The organism is Kribbella sp. VKM Ac-2568, assembly GCF_004345365.1.
Taxonomy (GTDB): Bacteria; Actinomycetota; Actinomycetes; order Propionibacteriales; family Kribbellaceae; genus Kribbella; species Kribbella orskensis.
Map to the genome: position 1 here is coordinate 792,689 of NZ_SLVF01000001.1, position 19,029 is coordinate 811,717.

Annotated in this window: 16 protein-coding genes; 15 read left to right on the forward strand and 1 reads right to left on the reverse strand. The window is 68.6% G+C overall.

The window, feature by feature from the left end:
* Nucleotides 1-30: 30 nt before the first annotated feature.
* The 3 genes from rplM to glmM are packed head-to-tail and all read left to right on the forward strand — an operon-like array spanning nt 31 to nt 2,390.
* Nucleotides 31-474, forward strand: a complete 444-nt coding sequence (gene rplM / locus EV648_RS03840) for a 50S ribosomal protein L13 (protein WP_132190656.1) — start codon at nt 31-33, stop codon at nt 472-474.
* Between the two features lie 37 nt (nt 475-511).
* Nucleotides 512-1,036, forward strand: coding sequence for a 30S ribosomal protein S9 (gene rpsI / locus EV648_RS03845; RefSeq protein ID WP_132190657.1), 525 nt, complete (start codon nt 512-514; stop codon nt 1,034-1,036).
* Nucleotides 1,037-1,043: 7 nt separating this feature from the next.
* A complete protein-coding gene (glmM, locus tag EV648_RS03850; protein WP_132284952.1) occupies nt 1,044-2,390 on the forward strand; it encodes a phosphoglucosamine mutase in 1,347 nt (448 codons plus the stop codon).
* A 27-nt stretch (nt 2,391-2,417) separates the two neighbouring features.
* Here glmM and EV648_RS03855 read toward each other — a convergent pair whose 3' ends face one another.
* Nucleotides 2,418-3,461 carry a LacI family DNA-binding transcriptional regulator gene (locus EV648_RS03855; protein ID WP_241994853.1) on the reverse strand — a complete coding sequence of 348 codons (1,044 nt, stop codon included), beginning with the start codon at nt 3,459-3,461 and terminating at the stop codon, nt 2,418-2,420.
* Nucleotides 3,462-3,683: 222 nt separating this feature from the next.
* Between EV648_RS03855 and EV648_RS03860 the strand changes: the two genes are divergently transcribed.
* The 12 genes from EV648_RS03860 (at nt 3,684) to murQ (ending at nt 18,740) form a co-directional block, all read left to right on the forward strand.
* Nucleotides 3,684-4,913 carry an ABC transporter substrate-binding protein gene (locus EV648_RS03860; RefSeq protein WP_132284954.1) on the forward strand — a complete coding sequence of 410 codons (1,230 nt, stop codon included), beginning with the start codon at nt 3,684-3,686 and terminating at the stop codon, nt 4,911-4,913.
* A 21-nt stretch (nt 4,914-4,934) separates the two neighbouring features.
* Nucleotides 4,935-5,894 carry a carbohydrate ABC transporter permease gene (locus tag EV648_RS03865; protein WP_132284956.1) on the forward strand — a complete coding sequence of 320 codons (960 nt, stop codon included), beginning with the start codon at nt 4,935-4,937 and terminating at the stop codon, nt 5,892-5,894.
* Nucleotides 5,895-5,905: 11 nt separating this feature from the next.
* Entirely contained in the window at nt 5,906-6,721 is an 816-nt protein-coding gene (locus EV648_RS03870) for a carbohydrate ABC transporter permease (protein ID WP_132284958.1), read from the forward strand.
* A gap of 28 nt (nt 6,722-6,749) precedes the next feature.
* Entirely contained in the window at nt 6,750-7,526 is a 777-nt protein-coding gene (locus EV648_RS03875; RefSeq protein ID WP_132284960.1) for a ThuA domain-containing protein, read from the forward strand.
* Nucleotides 7,519-8,622, forward strand: coding sequence for a Gfo/Idh/MocA family protein (locus tag EV648_RS03880; protein WP_132284962.1), 1,104 nt, complete (start codon nt 7,519-7,521; stop codon nt 8,620-8,622). The genes EV648_RS03875 and EV648_RS03880 overlap by 8 nt, the downstream gene beginning before the upstream one ends.
* A 172-nt stretch (nt 8,623-8,794) precedes the next feature.
* On the forward strand, nt 8,795-9,229 hold the full coding sequence (locus EV648_RS03885; RefSeq protein WP_199234403.1) for a glutaredoxin domain-containing protein: 435 nt from the start codon (nt 8,795-8,797) through the stop codon (nt 9,227-9,229).
* A 232-nt stretch (nt 9,230-9,461) separates the two neighbouring features.
* On the forward strand, nt 9,462-11,285 hold the full coding sequence (locus EV648_RS03890; RefSeq protein WP_132284964.1) for a glycoside hydrolase family 3 protein: 1,824 nt from the start codon (nt 9,462-9,464) through the stop codon (nt 11,283-11,285).
* Entirely contained in the window at nt 11,282-13,831 is a 2,550-nt protein-coding gene (locus EV648_RS43795; protein WP_158293889.1) for a glycoside hydrolase family 3 N-terminal domain-containing protein, read from the forward strand. Before EV648_RS03890 ends, EV648_RS43795 begins: the two co-directional genes overlap by 4 nt.
* A 34-nt stretch (nt 13,832-13,865) precedes the next feature.
* Nucleotides 13,866-15,155, forward strand: coding sequence for an exo-beta-N-acetylmuramidase NamZ domain-containing protein (locus tag EV648_RS03900; RefSeq protein ID WP_132284966.1), 1,290 nt, complete (start codon nt 13,866-13,868; stop codon nt 15,153-15,155).
* Complete coding sequence (locus tag EV648_RS03905; protein WP_241994854.1) at nt 15,152-16,876, forward strand: serine hydrolase domain-containing protein; 1,725 nt, start codon at nt 15,152-15,154, stop codon at nt 16,874-16,876. The genes EV648_RS03900 and EV648_RS03905 overlap by 4 nt, the downstream gene beginning before the upstream one ends.
* Before the next feature lie 35 nt (nt 16,877-16,911).
* A complete protein-coding gene (locus EV648_RS03910) occupies nt 16,912-17,814 on the forward strand; it encodes a MurR/RpiR family transcriptional regulator (RefSeq protein WP_132284968.1) in 903 nt (300 codons plus the stop codon).
* A gap of 32 nt (nt 17,815-17,846) precedes the next feature.
* Complete coding sequence (murQ, locus tag EV648_RS03915; protein ID WP_199234404.1) at nt 17,847-18,740, forward strand: N-acetylmuramic acid 6-phosphate etherase; 894 nt, start codon at nt 17,847-17,849, stop codon at nt 18,738-18,740.
* The last annotated feature ends 289 nt before the right edge of the window (nt 18,741-19,029 follow it).

Consider the following 19,029-nt stretch of genomic DNA (forward strand, 5'->3'; position numbering starts at 1 on the left):
TCAACCTCTGAGAAACGAAGGTCAACGACCGTGCGCACGTACAGCCCGAAACCTGCTGACGTCACCCGTGAGTGGCATGTGATCGACGCCACCGACGTCGTGCTCGGTCGGCTCGCCGTCCAGATCGCCACCCTGCTGCGCGGCAAGCACAAGCCGACGTTCGCGCCGCACGTGGACGGCGGTGACTTCGTCGTCGTCATCAACGCCTCCAAGATCGCCCTGTCCGGCAACAAGCGGACCGACAAGCTGGCGTACCGCCACTCGGGTCACCCGGGTGGTCTGACGGCCACGCCGGTCGGCGAGATCCTCGAGAAGGATCCTCGCAAGGCCGTCGAGAAGGCTGTCTGGGGCATGCTGCCGAAGAACCGTCTCAGCCGGAAGCTGCTCAGCAAGCTGAAGGTGTACGCCGGTCCGGAGCACCCGCACACGGCTCAGCAGCCGAAGCCGTTCGAGATCACCCAGATCGCTCAGTAGTAGCGATCGACGAGCCAGGTAAACGAGGATTCCCAGCGTGAGCGACATCACCACCGAGACCGACGCCGAGTTCGACCCCGAGGTCCCCATCGACAGCGAGGGCCCGGTCGCCTACACCTCCGAGACGAACCCGAGCCCGGAGCAGCGTGCCGAGTCCGGCCGCGTCGCGGTGATCAACCCGGCCGGTGCCACCGGTCGCCGCAAGGAGGCCGTCGCTCGCGTCCGCCTCATCCCGGGGACGGGCAACATCACCGTCAACGGCAAGCCGATCGACGTCTACTTCCCGAACAAGGTTCACCAGCAGCACGTGAACGAGCCGTTCGTGGTCGCCGGTCTCGAGGGCTCCTACGACGTCATCGCCCGGATCAACGGCGGTGGCATCACCGGCCAGGCCGGTGCGCTGCAGCTGGGGATCGCCCGCTGCCTGAACGCCGCCGACGAGGAGGCGAACCGTCCGGGTCTGAAGAAGGCCGGTCTGCTCAGCCGCGACGCGCGGATCAAGGAGCGCAAGAAGGCCGGTCTCAAGAAGGCCCGTAAGGCTCCGCAGTACAGCAAGCGCTGATCACCTGATGTCGCGTTTGTTCGGCACGGACGGCGTCCGTGGCCTGGCGAACGTGGATCTCACCGCGGAGCTGGCTCTCGACCTCTCGGTCGCGGCCGCTCACGTACTCGGCGAGGCCGGTGCCTTCGAAGGGCACCGGCCACGCGCCGTTGTGGGCCGGGATCCTCGTGCCAGCGGTGAGTTCCTCGAAGCAGCGGTGTTGGCCGGTCTGGCCAGCGCCGGTGTCGATGTCGTCCGGCTCGGCGTGCTGCCGACCCCGGCCGTCGCCTACCTGACCGGTTCGACCGGTTCCGATCTCGGCGTGATGCTGTCCGCGAGCCACAACCCGATGCCCGACAACGGCATCAAGTTCCTGGCCCGCGGCGGGATCAAGCTCGACGACGTGATCGAGGACGCGATCGAGGCCCGGATGGGCGAGGAGTGGCAGCGCCCGACCGGTGCCAAGGTCGGCCGCGTGCTCGACGACGGGCAGGGATTCGAGACGTACGTCTCGCACCTGGTCCGCTCCGCGCCCAACCGCTTCGACGGCGTCAAGGTGGTCATCGACTGCGCCAACGGCGCGGCCTCGCTGACCGCCCCCGAAGCCCTCCGCCGGCTGGGCGCCGAGGTCATCACGTACTCCGCGGCTCCGGACGGGCTCAACATCAACCTCAACTGCGGTTCGACCCACATGGAGGGTCTGCGCCGCGAGGTGATCGGCCACGGCGCCGACCTCGGCATCGCCCTCGACGGCGACGCCGACCGCTGCCTGGCCGTGGACGCCGACGGCGAACTCGTCGACGGCGACCAGATCCTGGCCGTGCTCGCGCTGTCCATGCGCGACTCCGGCCGGCTGTCCAACGACACCGTCGTGGCGACCGTGATGAGCAACCTCGGCTTCGTCCAGGCGATGGTCCGGGAGCGGATCGCGGTCGAGCAGACCAAGGTCGGCGACCGGTACGTGCTGGAGGCGATGAAGGCCGGCGGCCACAAGCTCGGCGGCGAACAGTCGGGCCACGTGATCCTGTCCGACCACGCCACCACCGGCGACGGCACCCTGACCGCCGTCATGCTGCTGGCCCGGATCGCCCAGACCGGCAAGTCCCTGTCCGACCTGGCCGCCGTGATGACCCGCCTCCCGCAGGTCCTCGTCAACGTCCCCAACGTCGACAAGACCCGCGCCGGCACCGACCCCGAAGTACAGGCCGCCGTAGCAGCCGCCACCGCCCGCCTGGGCGAAACCGGCCGAGTTCTCCTCCGCCCCTCCGGCACGGAGCCCCTCGTCCGAGTCATGGTCGAAGCCGAGTCCTCAGACACCGCCCACGAGGTAGCCCACGACCTCGCCGGCGTCGTCGAAACCTCTTTGAAGCTCTGACCCAGCCGCCTCCCGGCGTAGCGTCCGCTAGCCGGGGGGTGGGGCGGTCGATCCGCCGATGTGGAGTTTGGCGGGGATCAGGTGGGGCGGGGGGAGTGGCGCGGCACCCTCGAGCTGTCGGATGAGCGCGTCGGTGCCGAGCGCGCCGAGCTCGGGGCCCGGCGTCCGCATCATGCTGAGCTCAGGATCCGACATCGCCGCCGTGTCCGGTGCCATCAGCAACGCCAGCACCGAGATGTCCGCCGGCACGCTGTGGCCGAGACGGTTCAGGCCGGAGATCACGCCCAGCGCGGAGTACTCGTTCAGGACCAGCACGGCTGTCGTCTCCGGGTGGTCGCGCACCAGCTGAGCGGCGGCGTCCTGCCCCGCGCGGGTCGCGTCGGCGCATTGCAGCACGATGGTCTCGAAGCCGTACTCCGCCGCGACCCGGCGATAGGCGGCCTCGGAGCGTACGTACGGCCCGTAGTTGTGGAATCGGGGGTCGGTCAGATCGCCTGAAACCAGGATCAGGCGGCGATGTCCCAAGCCATGCAGGTAGCCGACCGCGTTGTCGACGGTGGTCTCGAAGTCGATGTCGACGTGGGCCAGGCTCTCCAGTGTGGTGGTCCGGCCGATCAGCGCGAACGGCGTCCCGGTGCCCTGCAGGACCGCCACCCGCGGGTCGTCCAGCTGGACCTCCATCAGCACGACCCCGTCGACCAGTCCCTGCCCCACCAGTTCGGTCAGTTCGGTCCCGTCGTTCCCGACCGGCCAGAGCACCAGGTGGTAGTCCTGGTTGCGGGCCGCCTCGGCCGCGCTGGTCAGGAACTCCGCCGCGGAGAAGCCGAATCGGTGGTCGAGGGCCGGGTAGGCCATCGCGATGATGTGGGTACGGCGACTGGCCAGCGCGCGGGCCACCATGTTGCGGCGGAAGCCGAGCTCGGCCATCGCCAGCTCGATCCGTTCCCGGGTCGCCGGCGTCACCGGCTTGGTGTCGTTGAGCACGAAGGAGACAGTGGCGATCGACACGCCCGCCCGCTTCGCCACGTCCCGCATGGTCACCATCGGCCTGCCTTCACCCCGCTTTCGCATCCGCCTCACCCTGCCATGCCCGGGCCTGGAGGATCGATATCGGCCGGTTCCGAACTCTTGACAGCGGTGTGACGTAAGGCACATAGTCCCTGACTACGCGGCAAGTTAACCGCTTTGCCAGCCATTCCACAACTGAACGACGGCGATCTTCACACTGGCGGTTAAGCGCTTGACCAGCGCCGCACAGTGGCTCTCGCCGACTCACCCAAGGAGTGCAATGTCATGATCACCCAGCGGATCGCCGCAGTCGTGGCGGGTGCGACGGCCCTGTCGCTGGCCATCGCCGGTTGCGGCGACAGCGGCACCGACGCCTCGTCCTCGTCGGGCGGCAGCGTCAGCAGCCTCTCGATCCTCGACTACTACAACAACGACCCGGACAAGGCGCTGGTGCAGAAGGGGCTCGACTCCTGTGCGAGCAAGCTGGGCATCACCATCAAGCGCGAGACGGTGCCTGGTGACACCTTGATCGCGAAGGTGCTGCAGCAGGCCTCGTCGAAGACGCTGCCCGACGTGCTGATGCTGGACAACCCCGACGTCCAGCAGATCGCCGCGACCGGCGCGCTGGCGCCGCTGAACGACCTGGGCGTCAACGCCGACGGGTTCGCCAAGGGCATCGTCGACGCGACGTCGTACCAGGGCAAGCTGTACGGGCTGGCGCCGGTGGTGAACACGATCGCGCTGTTCTACAACAAGACCATGCTGGCCGACGCCGGTGTCCAGCCGCCCAAGACCTGGGAGGAGCTCAAGGCCGCGGCCCAGAAGCTGACCAAGCCGGGACGGTACGGGATGGCGTTCAACGCGAACGCGACGTACGAGGGCTCCTGGCAGTTCCTGCCGGCGATGTGGACCAACGGTGGCGACGAGACGAACCTGACCAGCCCCGATGTGGCCGAGGCGCTGCAGCTGTGGGTCGACCTGGTGAAGTCGGGATCGGCGTCGAAGAGCGTGATCAACTGGACCCAGGGCGACGTGAACGACCAGTTCATCGCCGGCAAGGCCGCGATGATGGTGAACGGCCCGTGGCAGATTCCGGCGCTGAACAAGGCCCCGAACGTGAAGTGGGACGTGGTCCAGTTCCCGGTGAACAAGACCGGCCAGACCCCGACCGCGCCGCTCGGCGGTGAGGCCTGGACGGTCCCGCTGAACAAGGACCAGGCCAAGCAGCAGAAGGCCGCCGACTTCGTGAAGTGCCTCAGCTCGGACGAGAACGAGCTGGCCTGGGCCAAGGCCCGGTTCACCGTTCCGACCCGGACCGCGCTGCTCGACCAGTACGTCAAGGACGTGCCGTCGATGAAGGCGTTCACCGAGCAGGTCGTGAACGCCCGGGCCCGGACCGGCAAGCTCGGCGAGAAGTGGCCCGAGGCCGCCAAGGTGATCTACCAGGCGATCGCGCTCGCACTGACCGGCAAGGCCTCTGCCCAGGACGCCTTCAAGCAGGCCTCCGGCGGCTGATCGATCGACAGGGAGACCGAAATGGTGCACGCACCGACGCTGACTCCCACCACGGAGAAGTCCGGTCCGGAGCCCGCCCGCAGGTCCCGGTGGCGACATCACCGGGGTGAGGATCTGACCAAGGTCTTGTTCGTGCTGCCGGCCGCGCTGGCGATGCTCGCGCTGTTCGGGTACCCGGTGCTGAAGAACCTGATGATGAGTCTGCAGGACTACGGCCTGCGGACCTTCTTCACCGGGCAGGCGCCCTGGGTCGGCCTGCGGAACTACACGGCGGTGGTGAAGGACCAGCTCTTCTCGCAGGCGATGGTGAACACGGCGTTGTTCACCATCGGCTCGATCGCCTTCCAGTTCGCGGCCGGACTGGCGCTGGCGCTGTTCTTCCGCCGGCGATTCCCGCTCGGCGGTCTCCTCCGGTCGCTGCTCCTGCTGCCCTGGTTGCTGCCGCTGATCGTGTCCAGCGCGACCTGGCGGTCGATCCTCGAGCAGGACAGCGGCATCCTGAACCGGACGTTGACCGGGCTCGGGATCATCGATGATCCGGTGCCCTGGCTCAACTCGCCCTCGGTGGCGCTGATCGCGGTGATCGGCGTGAACATCTGGATCGGCATCCCGTTCAACGTCACCCTGCTGTACGCCGGGCTGGCCGAGATCCCGGACGAGTTGTACGAGGCCGGCCAGCTGGATGGCGCCACCGGCTGGCGCGCGTTCCGCTACATCACCTGGCCGAACCTGCGGGCGGTGGCCAGCGTCCTGCTGGTGCTCGGGGTCGTCTACACGATCAAGGTGCTGGACATCATCCTCGGCCTGACCGGCGGCGGCCCGGCCAACGCCACCCAGACGCTGGCGACCCAGTCGTACGAGCGGTCGTTCATCGACTTCAAGTTCGGCGAGGGCGCGGCGCTGAGCAACATCCTGATCGCGATCTCGCTGGTCTTCGCGGTCCTCTACCTGCGCGCCACCCGGCGTGCGATCGACGAGTAAGGAGTACGCCGATGCCTGACACGAGCTTGCGTCGCGCTGTCTACACCGCGATCGGCGTACTGATCCTCTGCGTCATGCTCTTCCCGGTCTACTGGATGGTGAACGCCTCGCTGCAGCCGTCCGGGAACACCCTGACGGCCGGTTTCCTGCCGCTGGACCCGACCTTCGCCGGCTACCGGCGGGCGCTCAGCGAGCAGGGCCAGAACCTGGTCACCAGCGTGATCATCGCGGCCGGCACGGTGGTGCTCTGCCTGCTGGTCTCCGCACCGTGTGCCTATGCGCTGTCGCAGTTCCGGTCCCGCTGGGTCGGGATCGGGTTGCTGGCGATCCTGGTGTCCCAGATGATCCCGGGGATCGTCATCGCCAACGCGCTCTACACGGCCTACGAGCGGCTCGGGTTGCTGAACTCGATCCCGGGGCTGATCGTAGCCAACTGCAGCAGCGGGATCCCGTTCGCGATCCTGATCCTGCGCTCGTTCATGCTCTCGCTGCCACCGTCACTGGTGGAGGCCGCGCGGGTGGACGGCGCCGGACTGTTCCGGGCGTTCGTCGCCATCGTGTTGCCGATCAGCAAGAACTCCCTGATCACGGCCGGCCTGTTCACCTTCCTCTTCTCCTGGAGTGACTTCCTCTTCGCCCTCACGCTGACCACCAAGGGTGGCGTGCGGCCGGTCACGCTGGGGATCTACCAGTACTTGGGCACCCAGGTACAGAACTGGAACGCGGTGATGGCGACCGCCGTGCTGTCCGCGATCCCGGCGATCGTGTTGCTGGTCGCCGCGCAGAAGTACATCGCCGCCGGCGCCATCGGTGGCGCCGTCAAATGACCCTTCACACCAACCAAGGACTTCGAACATGACGCTTCGCGTACTCGTCTGGGGCGAGAACCGGCACGAGCAGGTCGAGCCGCACGTCGCCGAGATCTATCCCGACGGCATGCACTCGGCCATCGCCGCCGGGATCGCCGAGAACCTCGGTGACTCGGCCGTGGTCGGCACGACGACGCTCGACGAACCCGAGCACGGCCTGACCGAGGAGGTGCTGGCCGCGACCGACGTACTGGTCTGGTGGGGTCATGCCGCGCACGGCGAGGTCGACGACAAAGTGGTCGACCGGGTGTACCAGCACGTGCTGTCCGGGATGGGCCTGCTGGTGCTGCACTCCGGCCACTGGTCGAAGATCTTCGGCAAGCTGATGGGCACCACCTGCACGCTGCGGTGGCGCAGTGAGCAGGACCGCGAGCTGGTCTGGACGGTGAACCCGACGCACCCGATCGCCCGCGGCGTACCGCATCCGATCGTCATCGAGCAGCAGGAGATGTACGGCGAGTTCTTCGACATCCCGGTGCCGGACGAACTGGTCTTCGTCTCCACCTTCAGCGGCGGCGAGGTGTTCCGCTCGGGCTGCACGTTCCGCCGCGGCCACGGCAAGATCTTCTTCTTCTCGCCCGGTGACCAGGACTACCCGGTGTACCACCACAAGGATGTCCGCAAGGTGATCGCCAACGGCGTCCAGTGGGCCAAGACCGACCTGCCGGAACGGGCGCTGCCCACGCTGCTGCGGTACGAGATCGGTGAATTCTTCAACGGTCACGGGTACGCCGGGCCGATCGAGAGCCCCGCCGATGCCTGAACCCCTGCGGCTCCTCCAGGTCGGTGCGGGCGGGATGGGCCGGGCCTGGCTGCGCACCATCAAGCAGAACCCGGACGTCGTCCTGACCGGTCTGGTCGATCTCGACGTTCCACTGGCCCGGACGGCGGCCGATGAGCACGGGTACGCCGATGTCCCGGTGGCGGCATCGGTCGGTGAGCTGACCGAGCGGACGGGAGCGGAGGCGGTCATCGACGTGACCGTCCCGCTGGCTCATCCGGTCGTCAGCGTCGATGCCTTGCTGCGCGGCCTGCCGGTGCTGTGCGAGAAGCCGCTGGCCGAATCGGTGCGTGAGTGTCTGGCGATGGTGGCGGCCGCCGAGGTCAGCGGCAAGCTGCTGATGGTGTCGCAGTCCCGCCGGTACTTCCGGACCGAAGCGGCCTTTGAGCGGCAGCTGGCCGAGCTCGGCCCGGTCGGGTCGTTGTCCTGCGAGTTCTTCAAGGCGCCACGCTTCGGTGGCTTCCGGGAGCAGATGGCTGAGCCGTTGCTGGTCGACATGGCGATCCACCAGTTCGACCTGGCCCGCAAGCTGATCGGCGCGGAGCCGGTTTCGGTGTACTGCGACTCGTACAACCCGGCCTGGAGCTGGTTCGACGGGCACGCGGCCGCCGACGCGGTCTTCAGCTTCGACGGCGGAGCCAGGTTTGCCTTCACCGGAAGCTGGTGCGCGCCTGGGATGGAGACGTCGTGGAACGGCCGCTGGCGGGTCATCTCCGCGAACGGGACAGCGATCTGGGACGGCGACAGCGCCCCGGTCGCGGAGTTCGCCTCCGGCGAGGCGCTGCCGGCCACCCTCGGTGCGGAGCCGGAAGAGATCGCCGGCTCGCTGACCGAGTTCGTCCACGCGCTGCGCACCTCCACCACACCGCAAACAGAGGTGCACGCGAATGTCGTCAGCGTCGCCATGGTGGAGGCTGCGGTCCGATCGTCGGAGACCGGCGCACCGGTCCGGATCGCTGACGTCCTGACCGCAGCTCACGCCGAGGCGCTCGACACCGTCCCGCCCGGCCCCGTACTGGACGTACTGCGCTCCTGGCCGTCGGTCCAGAAGGTGGTGGGCCTCTACAAGGTCAGCTGAGCCGGGAGACCTGGTAGTGGGCGATTAGCCAGGCTTCGGGGGTTTGGCGGACGTACGGGTGCATGCCTTGGAAGGTGCATCGTCGGTGAAGTACGAGGCGACGAGCTTCGGGTCGTGAGCGGCTCCTATGGCCTCGGCCCGGGTGCGGACGGGGTGAGATACCGTCACGGGCGTGCTGCGTAGCTGGATGTTGGCCGGGTTGGTCTGCGTGTGCGGGCTGTTGGCAGCCGCTTCCCAGGTCGCCGCGGGCTCACCCGGCTCGGGAGTCGTCCTGGCGGTCGCCTTCTGCGCGCTGGCCGCTCTGATGTCGCCCCTGGCCTTCCCCAGGTCGATCACCGCGGCCGAGGCGCAGCACCGCAGTACCGACGACGGCAGAGCGATCATCTACTGGCGCCCGGGCTGCCAGTACTGCATCCGCCTACGACTGAAGCTCGGCCGTCTCGCGCGCCGGGCCTATTGGGTCAACATCTGGACCGACCCGGAGGCCGCAGCGGCCGTCCGGGCGATCACCGGCGGCAACGAAACCGTCCCCACGGTCGTCCACGCCGGCCACCCCCAGGTGAACCCCGACCCAGACCAGCTCCGCCGCCAACTCCTCGCCGACTGACGGCTGGCGACTGGCCGGTTCCATGAGCCTCTGCGGGCTGCAGAGGATCGCGGAGTGTAGTCGGGTGGGGTTGGTCGGCTGAGGTTCAAGTGATTGAACTGTGCTGGTTGTTGTCGGGGGTGTGCGGGGCGTGTTGGATGAGGTTGCGGTTTCCCCTTGACCGGGCTCGGTGGCGTGGGTAACTTTCGCGTGCGGGGGCACGGTTGTAATTCAATTACCTGAGGGGTCGGTCATGTCCGCCTTGCGCCGTTTTGCCGTTGCCAGCCTCACCGGGGTGAGCGCCGTTGCCGTCGTGGCTTCGCTGGCTCCCACCGCCGCTGTCAGTGCTCCACCGCCCGATCCTCGCGCCAAGGCGCCGGCGATCACCAATCTGCAGCAGGCCACCCAGGCGCTGCGGGGGATGACGCTGGAGGAGAAGATCGGGCAGATGTTCGTGCTGTTCGCCTACGGGCCGGACGCCGCGAAGCCTGATGCCCGGAACACCGCCCTGTACGGCGTGGCGACGCCCGCCGAGGTGGTCGCGAAGTACAAGCCGGGTGGGTGGATCTACTTCAACGCCCGGGACAACGTCACCAGCCCGACCCAGCTGGCGACGTACTCGAACCAGTTGCAGACCGCGGCCACCAACACCGGCCTGCGGATCCCGCTGACGATCGCCACCGACCAGGAGCAGGGCGTCGTGGTCCGGATCGGGCCGCCCGCAACCCAGTTCGGCGGCAACATGGCCCACGGCGCGTCCCGCAGTACCGCGGACGCCCGGACCGCGGCGGGGATCACCGGGCGTGAGCTGAAGGCGATGGGGATCAGGCAGGACTACGCGCCGGTCGCGGACGTCAACGTGAACGCACTGAACCCCGTCATCGGCGTCCGCTCGTTCTCCAGCGATCCCAAGCTGGTGAGCGACATGACGGTCGCGCAGGTCCAGGGGTACCAGAAGGACGCCGGGATCATGGCGACCGCGAAGCACTTCCCGGGCCACGGTGACACCCGGGACGACAGCCACACCTCGCTGCCGACGATCAACCACACCCTGCAGGAGTGGAACACGATCGACGCGCCGCCGTTCAAGGCCGCGATCAAGGCCGGCATCGACTCGATCATGACCGCGCACATCGTGGTGCCGTCGCTCGATCCGTCGGGTGACCCGGCGACGCTGAGCAAGCCGATCCTGACCGGTGTGCTGCGCGACCAACTCGGCTTCAAGGGTCTGATCATCACCGACGCGCTGGAGATGGCCGCGGTCCGGGCCAAGTACGGCGACGCCGAGGTGGCGGTCCGCGCGATCGAGGCCGGAGCCGACCAGATCCTGCTGCCGCCGGCGCCGGACGTGCAGTTCAACGCGGTCGTCAACGCGGTGAAGTCGGGCCGGATCAGCGAGCGCCAGATCAACGAGAGCCTGCTGCGGATCCTGCTGATGAAGCTGAAGAACGGCGTGCTCTTCCAGCCGTTCGTGGACCCGGCGAAGATCCCGAGCGTCGTCGGTACGCCGGCCAGCCTGGCCGCCGCGCAGAAGATCGTGGACAAGAGCATCACCCTGGTGAAGAACAACAACTCGACCCTGCCGCTCTCCAACACCCCGCGGAAGGTCCTCGTCACCGGTTGGGGCGTCGCCACGACGGCGTCGCTGGGCACCAGCCTCACGAACCGCGGCGCGACCACCACGGTCGCGCAGACCGGGGCGGCGCCGACCGACGCGGCGATCGCCGACGCGGTCGCGAAGGCGCAGGTCAATGACCTGACGGTCGTCCTGACCCAGAAGGCGTGGGACACGACGGTGACGGACAAGCTGGCCAAGCAGCAGAAGCTGGTCAAGGACCTGCTCGCCACCGGCAAGACCGTGATCGTCGTCGCCGTCCGCGACCCCTACGACATCGCATACTTCGACGACGCGCCGACGTACCTGGCCACCTACGGCTACCAGGGTGTCTCGATGGAGTCGCTGGCGAAGGTGCTCTACGGCGAGATCGCGCCGACGGGCAAGCTCCCGGTCGACATCCCGGTCGCCGGCCAGCCCACAACCCCGCTCTACCAGTTCGGCCATGGACTGACCTGGTGAGCCCGATCGAGTTCTCCCGTCGGCAGACTCTCGGCCTCGCGGCCGCGGCAGTAGTTGGTACTACGTTCGCGGCCGCGCCCGCCCAGGCGGCGTCCAACCGCTGGGTCCGGGAGACCCTGCGCAGGATGTCGCTCGAGCAGAAGGTCGGGCAGCTCTTCGTCAGCTACGTCTACGGCCCGACCGCGGACACGGCCGACCAGCGCAACACCAACCTGTACGGCGTGGCGACCCCGGCCGAGGTGGTACGCAAGTACCGCCTCGGCGGGGTGATCTACTTCGCCTGGACCGACTCGGTCGCCAACCCCGACCAGATCGCGCGGCTGTCGAACGGCCTGCAGAGCGCCTCCCTGGACAACCAGGGGATCCCGCTGCAGATCAGCACCGACCAGGAGCACGGCGTCGTGTTCCGGGTCGGTCCGCCGGCCACCCAGTTCCCCGGCGCGATGGCGCTCGGGGCGACCAGGTCCGCCACGAACGCGCGCACGGCCGGCGGCATCGGCGGACGCGAGCTCAAGGCCGTCGGCGTCAGCACCGACTTCGCGCCGGTCGCCGACGTCAACGTGAACCCGCTCAATCCGGTGATCGGCGTCCGCTCGTTCTCGAGCGACCCGCAACTGGTCGCGCAGCTGACGGCCGCGCAGGTCGCCGGCTACCAGCGCGACGGCCGGATCGTCTCCACCGCGAAGCACTTCCCGGGCCACGGTGACACCGCGACCGACAGCCACACCGGCATCCCGGTGATCAGCCACACCCGCGAGCAGTGGAACACCATCGACCGTCCGCCCTTCGAGGCGGCGATCCGGGCCGGCATCGAGTCGATCATGACGGCGCACATCGTCGTCCCGGCGCTCGATCCGTCCGGGGACCCAGCCACCCTGAGCAAGCCGATCCTGACCGGGATCCTGCGCGAGCAGCTCGGCTTCGACGGGGTGGTGATCACCGATTCCCTCGGCATGCAAGGCGTCCGGGACAAGTACGGCGACGCCGAGATCCCGCTGCGGGCGATCGAGGCCGGCGTCGACCAGCTCCTGATGCCGGTCGACCTGGATCTCGCGTACAACTCGGTCCTCAACGCCGTTCGCAGCGGCCGGATCAGCGAGCAGCGGATCGACCAGAGCCTCGAGCGGATCCTCAGTCTGAAGCTGAAGACCGGCGTCGTCGACCACCCGTACGTCGACCTCACCCGCGTCTCGAAGATCGTCGGTACGCCTGCCAACTACGCGGCGGCACAGCGCATCGCCGACCAGAGCACCACCCTGCTCAAGAACGACGCCGGCCTGCTGCCGCTGTCGCCCGCGTCCCGCAAGATCCTGGTCGCGGGCTACACACCGGCGGTCCTCGGCGCGGCGTTGCAGAAGCGCGGTGCGACCACCACGGTCAAGGACACCGGCGCCACTCCCACCGACGCCAAGATCGACGATGCGGTCGCGGCGTCCGCGGCGGCTGACCTGACGATCGTGCTCACCATGAAGGCGTGGGACACGGCCGTCACCGACAAGCAGGCCAAGCAGCAGAAGCTCGTCAACGCACTGCTCGCCACCGGCCGCCCGGTGATCGTTGTCGCTGTCCGCGACCCATACGACGTCGCGTACTTCGCCGCGGCACGGACCACCCTCGCCACGTACTCCTACGCGGCCGTCTCCCACGAAGCTCTCGCCAAGGTCCTGTACGGCGAGATCGCGCCGACGGGCAAGCTCCCGGTGGACATCCCGACCGCCGCGGATCCCACCCAGTCGCTGTATCCGTTCGGCCACGGCCTCACCTGGGACGCCAAGGAGACCCGCCTGACGGTGGCGTCGTACAACATCCACGCGGGGGCGGGCGAGGACAACGTCTTCGACCTGGACCGGACGGCGCTGGCGATCAAGGCGCTCGACGCGGACGTGGTCGGCCTCGAAGAGGTGGACGTGCACTGGGACGCGCGCAGCCAGTGGCGGGACACCATCGCGGAACTGGCGGAGAAGCTCGGCATGTACGCCGGGTTCGCGCCGATCTACGACCTGGATCCTCCGGCCGCCGGGCAGCCGCGCAGACAGTACGGCGTCGGGGTGCTCTCGCGATTCCCCTTACAACGTACAGAGAACCATCCGATCACCCGGCTCTCCACCCAGGACCCGAATCCCGTGCCCGCTCCGGCGCCGGGATTCCTGGAGGCCGAGCTCGACGTCCGCGGCCGCCGGGTGCACGTCTACGTCACGCACCTGGACTACCGGGCCGACCCGTCGGTCCGGCTCGCCCAGGTGGACGACACGGTGAAGATCCTGGCCCGGGACCGCAAGAAGGACCTGCAGATCCTGGTCGGCGACTTCAACGCCGAGCACGACGCGCCCGAGCTCGCCAAGCTCTGGGGGCGCCTCGACGACAGCTGGACCGAGGCCGCGGCGACCACTGGTGGTCCCTCGACCTATCCGGCCGTCACTCCGGTGAAGCGGATCGACTTCGTCACTGTGGGCGCGGGCTTCCGCGTCCAGCACGCCGCAGTACCTCCAGAATCAACGGCCAGTGATCACCGCCCCGTGGTGGCTGACCTGTACTTCCGCCCGTGACTACTTCCCCTGTGTGTCCTCGAAGGAGAATGCGATGAAGCGCCGCAGTCTGCTGGCTGGTGCGGGAGCACTCGCCGCCGCCCCGTTGATCGACGTCCAGGCCGCCGGCGCGGCCGAGCCGGCCAAGCAAGGCAGCAAGGTGACGACCGGCGCCCAGGCGCTGGCGAACGACGGATGGAAGGCACTCGCCGGGCAGAAGGTCGGGGTGATCAGCAACCCGACCGGCATCCTGGAGGACCTGAACCACATCGTCGACACCATGCACGCGTCCGGCAAGGTGAACGTGGTCGCGGTCTTCGGGCCCGAGCACGGCTTCCGCGGCAGCGCGCAGGCCGGCGGTTCCGAGGGCGACCACGTCGACCCGCGGACCGGGATCATGGTCTACGACGCGTACGGCGCGAACGCGGACAAGCTCGCCTCGCTCTACACGAAGTCGGGCGTCGAGACGGTCGTGTTCGACATCCAGGACGTCGGCTCGCGGTTCTACACCTACATCTGGACCATGTACGAGGCGATGATCGCCGCGGTCCGGACCGGCGCCAAGTTCGTCGTGCTGGACCGGCCGAACCCGGTCGGCGGCTACGCGCGCGGCCCGATGCTCAAGCCCGGCTACACCTCGGGCGTGGGCAAGGAGGAGATCATCCAGCAGCACGGCATGACCGTGGGCGAGCTGGCCCGGCTCTTCAACGCCGAGTACCTGCCGCTGGACGCGAACGGCGCCCGGCTCAAGGAGCTCCAGGTGATCCAGGTGAAGGGCTGGAAGCGGGACCAGCTGTACGCCGACACCGGACTGACCTGGGTGATGCCGAGCCCGAACATGCCGACGCCCGACACCGCGCTGCTCTACCCCGGCGCCTGCCTGTTCGAGGCGACCAACATGTCCGAAGGCCGCGGCACCACCCGGCCGTTCGAGCTGATCGGCGCGCCGTACGCCGACTACAAGTGGGCGCAGGCGCTGCAGACCAAGAACATCCCGGGCATCGCCTTCCGCGAGGCCTACTTCACGCCGTTCATCAGCAAGAACGCGAACGTGCTCTGCGGTGGAGTGCAGATCCAGATCACCGACCCGCACCGGGTCGAGGCGATCGTCGCCGCGACCCACATGATCGTCGAGGCCAAGAGGCTGTACCCGGGCTTCGCCTGGCGTACCGGTGACAACCCGCCCGGCCGGTGGATCGACCTGCTGACCGGCTCGGATCGCTTCCGCACCATGCTGGACGGCGGCGCCACCGCCGAGGCGATCATCGCCGCCTGGCGCAGCGAGACCGACGCCTGGACCGCCCGGCGCGCGAAGTACCTGCTGTACAAGGGAGATCACCGGTGAAACTGGTCAAGCCGATCGCGGTAGTGTCTACCCTGATGCTCACCGTGGCCACTCCTGCAGTTGCTTCAGGCAACAAGTCCGGGCGCTTCGACCAGCCGCACGACGGTTACGCGCCGAAGTCGACGCTGTTGCGCGACTCGACCCCCGCGAAGGCCGGTCTCGACCCTGCCCCGATCGATGCGGCGCTCGCCCAGGTCGCGGGCTGGACCCAGCCGAGCGGCACCGTCAAACCCCTGTACGCCGGGGCGGTGACGCTGCTCGGTCACGACGGCAAGGTCGTCACCAGGACGGCGACCGGGCTGGCGTTGAAGTACTCGGACGGCAGCGGGACCGAATTGCCCGCGGACCAGCAGATCCCGATGCGCACGGACACCATCTTCGACATGGCGTCGGTGTCGAAGCTGTTCACCTCGATCGTGGTGATGCAGCAGGTGGAGAAGGGCAAGATCGGGCTGGACACGCCGATCGCGACCTACGTGCCGGAGTTCGCGGAGAACGGCAAGGGCGCGATCACGGTCCGGCAGGCGCTCACCCACACCACCGGCCTGCCCGCGTGGTTGCCGTTGTGGAGCGCGCAGCCGGATCCGGCCTCCCGGATGCACATGGCGCTGACGGCGAAACCGACCAGCGCTCCCGGCACGACGTACCTGTACAGCGATCTGAACCTGATCTCCCTGGGCGAGGTCGCGGCCCGGGTGTCCGGCAAGACGCTCGACAAACTGGTCGCGGACGGGATCACCAAGCCGCTGCAGATGCGCGACACCGGCTACAACCCGGACGAGAAGAAGAAGCCGCGGATCGCCGCCACGGAGTACCAGACGGCGCCGCCGCGCGGCATGGTCTGGGGTTCGGTGCACGACGAGAACGCCTGGTCGCTCGGCGGCGTCGCCGGCCACGCGGGCGTGTTCTCGACCGCGGACGACCTGGCCGTGCTGGCGCAGACGTTCCTGAACGGCGGCAGCTACCGCGGGGCGCGGATCCTCAAGGAGGGCTCCGTGACCGCGATGATCACGAACTTCAACCAGGCCTTCCCGGGCAACGACCACGGGCTCGGCTTCGAGCTGAACCAGCGCTGGTACATGGGTGGTCTGTCCGCTCCCCGGACGGCCGGGCACACCGGGTACACCGGCACCTCGATCGTGATCGACTTCGACTCGCGCTCGTTCGCGATCCTGCTGACCAACCGGGTCCACCCGAGCCGCAACTGGGGCAGCAACAACCCGGCCCGGCGTGCCGTCGTACAGGGTCTGGCGCTCTCGCTAGGGGTCGGCCCGCGGCACGGCAAGGACGCGTGGTTCTCCGGCACCACGGACGCCAGTACGACGACGCTCGACGCGAAGGTCGCGGTACCGGCCGCCGGCGCGAAGCTGTCGTTCGACCTGTTCGTGGACACCGAGGAAACCGATCTCCTGTACCTGGAGAGCTCTACAGACGGGACTACCTGGACGAAGGTGCCCTTCACTGTCAGGGATCGGGGCACTGTGATCGACCGGGACGGCTCGATCAGCGGATCCGGCGACCGGCACTGGCACCAGGTGTCGGCCGACCTCGGCGCGGGCGACCAGACGCTGCGCTGGCGCTACACCTCCGACCCGCTGTACCAGGGCCGGGGAGTCTATGTGGACGGCGTCAAGGTCTCGTCGGGCGACCAGGTGCTGTTCGACGGAGAACGAACGCCTGAATCATTTATCGCCTCTGGTTGGAGACTTTCGCGTCGGTGACCCCGCTCGGTGCTTAATCGCCGTACGGTGGCGTCATGACTTCAGTTACCTCTCCAGGACCCACGGGGCCGCTGCTGGTCCGGGTCCGCGCGGTGATGCCCGCGCTGGCCCCGGCCGAGCAGCGGGTGGCGAACGCGGTCCTCGCGGACCCGGGCGGGGTGGCGGCGATGACGATCTCCGAACTGGCCGAGGTGGCGTCCACCTCGGAGACCACGGTCATCCGGTTCTGCAAGCAGATCGGCGTCCCCGGCTATCCGCAGCTCCGCCTGCAGTTGGCGGCCCAGTCGGCGCAGGAGAACATCCGGCCAGAGGTCGGCGGCGACATCGAGCCGGGGGACTCCCTGGCCGATGTCGTCGGCAAGGTCGCGTTCGCGGACGAAAGGGCGGTCCGCGAGACCGCTCAGCAGCTGGACGTCGACGCGTTGAGCAAGGTCGTCGCCGCGGTCGCGAAGGCGCCTCGGGTGGACCTGTACGGCGCCGCCGCGAGCTCGTTCGTGGCGCTCGACCTGCAGCAGAAGCTGCACCGGATCCGCCGGGTCGCCTTCGCCTGGTCGGACGTCCACGTGATGCTGACCAGCGCCGCCCTGCTCGGTGAGGACGACGTGGCGATCGGCATCTCGCACACCGGGACCACGATCGAGGTGGTCGAGGCGCTCGAGGAGGCGGCCAAGCACGGCGCCACCACCGTCGCGGTGACGAATTTCCCGCGCTCGCCGCTGGCCCGGACCGCAGATCTTGTGCTGACGACGGCCGCTCGCGAGACGACATACCGGTCCGGCGCGATGTCCAGCCGGATCGCGCAGCTGATGGTGGTCGACTGCTTGTTCATCGGGGTCGCACAGTCCGTGCTGCCGGACGCCCGGAAGGCGCTCGAGGAGACGGCGACCGCGGTCCGGGGTCACCGGCTGAAGAGCTCTGTCAATGATCAACAGAATTGAAAATCCTTCAGTAGAAAACTAACATCGTCTCTGTGATCACACCCACGGAGCAGCGCAACCCCAGGACGCTCGCGATCGATGCGGTGGGCACCACCGAGATCCTCCGGATGGTGAACGCGGAGGACGCCAGAGTCGCCGGCGCGGTCGGTGCGGTGATCCCGGAACTCGCGCAGGCCGTCGACGCCGGCGTGGCGGCGGTCCGGAACGGCGGCCGGGTGCATTACTTCGGCGCCGGCACCTCCGGTCGCCTGGCGGTGCTCGACGCGGCCGAACTGCTGCCGACCTTCCATGCCCCGGACGACCTGGTCGTCGCCCATCACGCAGGTGGCATGGAGGCGTTGCTCCGCGCGGTCGAGAACGTCGAGGACTCCGAGGAGGGCGGCGCCGCCGACGCGGCCTCCGTCACCGGGCACGACCTCGTCATCGGACTGGCCGCCTCCGGCAGTACGCCGTACGTCGCGGGCGCGTTGCGGGCGGCTCGGGCGGTCGGCGCGACCACGGTCCTGGTGACCTCTAACCCGTCCGCACCGCTGGCTCCGCTGGCCGACATCGTGATCGCCGCGGACACCGGGCCCGAGGTGATCGCGGGTTCCACCCGGCTGAAGGCGGGCACCGCGCAGAAACTGATCCTGAACAGCTTCTCCACCACGCTGATGATCAAGCTCGGCCGCACCTGGTCGAACCTGATGGTCGACATGGTCGCCACCAACCAGAAGCTCCGCGGCCGGATGCTCCGGATCCTGGCTGAGGCCACCGGCGCCGACGAGGCCGCCTGCTCCGCGGCGCTGGCCGAGGCCGACGGCGAGCTCAAACCGGCCCTGGTGCACCTTCTGACGGGCTCTCCCGTCGCCCAGGCCCGCGAGGCCCTGGAGCAGGCCGGCGGTCGCGTAGCCATCGCCCTGGGCCGCCTCAGCGCCCCTGCCTGAACCCGCTCCGCCAGACCCGGCCCACCTGTCCCACCTCGCCTCGCCCTGCCTCGCCGGGGCGGTGGGCGCCCGCCCAGATCGGGGCACTTTGCGGCCCGGTGGCGGGTTGTTCGGTCGATGGCGGCTTGTAGAGCCTGTTGAGGAATGGTGTTGGTTGGCGGAGGGCAGGGCTGGGTGGTCGGTGGGTGTCGGGTCCGTGGGCGGTTGCCCGGGGGGCTGTTAGGTGGTGCAGGTGGTGGTGCGGTGGAGTTTGAGGATGTTGGTGGCGGCGGCTGCGAGGTGGAGTTCG